Origin of the sequence: Slackia equolifaciens (assembly GCF_003725995.1) — a bacterium.
GTDB lineage: Bacteria > Actinomycetota > Coriobacteriia > Coriobacteriales > Eggerthellaceae > Slackia > Slackia equolifaciens.
On the sequence record NZ_QIBX01000045.1, the window covers coordinates 1 to 823 of the forward strand.

The following is an 823-nucleotide window of genomic DNA, read 5'->3' on the forward strand; positions in this document are numbered from 1 at the left end:
GTTCAACATTCCGCTTGAATCCTACGAATCCGGCTCGCGCCTGATCGCGGCCATGCTGGGACCTGCCACCGCGGTGCTCGCTTTCTCCATCTACCAGCAGCGCAAGGTTCTGCGAAGCAACTTCCTGCCCATTCTTGCGGGATGCCTGGTGGGCTCGGTCGTGTCCATGGTGAGCGCCTACATGCTGTGCAAGGCGCTCGGCCTGGGCGAGCAGGTGGCGCTTTCCACGCTGCCGAAATCGACCACCGCGCCGATCGCGCTGTCCATCACGGGCGAACTGGGCGGCACCGCATCGATCACCATGGCAGCCGTCATGACCACGGGCGTCATGGGCGCCATTTTCTCGCCCATGCTGGCCAACCTGTTCCGCATCAAGAACAAGGTGGCTCAGGGCGTGGCAATCGGCACCTGCAGCCACGCCATCGGCACGGCGAAGGCGCTTGAAATGGGCGAACTGGAAGGCGCGATGAGCGGCGTCGCTATCGCCGTATCAGGACTTCTGACCTGCTTCATCGTGATCGCCGCACAAGCGATCGGGTAACTAAGAAAAAAGCGGCGCCGCCGCGAAGGGGGCGCAGCTTCGTTTTCAGGCCACACCAACTCACGAATGAAGTTCGTGCGAATCACGGGCTCTTGGGCCGGACGCTCGATGCCCGCGGCCTTGCCCGCCTCGATGCACTTCATGATCCACGCCATATTGCGGCCCAGCGTGCGCATGGTCTGCATGCCTTCCTCGTCCTTCATGACCTCTTCGGGCGTGCTGCCGTGCACCTGGTTCCAATACTGCGACCCCACCACCAGCATGTTCGACATGGTGAAATAC

At 62.2% G+C, this 823-nt stretch carries 1 protein-coding gene; it reads left to right on the forward strand.

The genetic code is table 11. The features are described 5' to 3' along the window. A partial coding sequence (locus DMP06_RS11240; protein ID WP_148042535.1) for an LrgB family protein occupies window positions 1–541 on the forward strand: 541 nt, incomplete at its 5' end. Window positions 542–823: the final 282 nt, after the last annotated feature.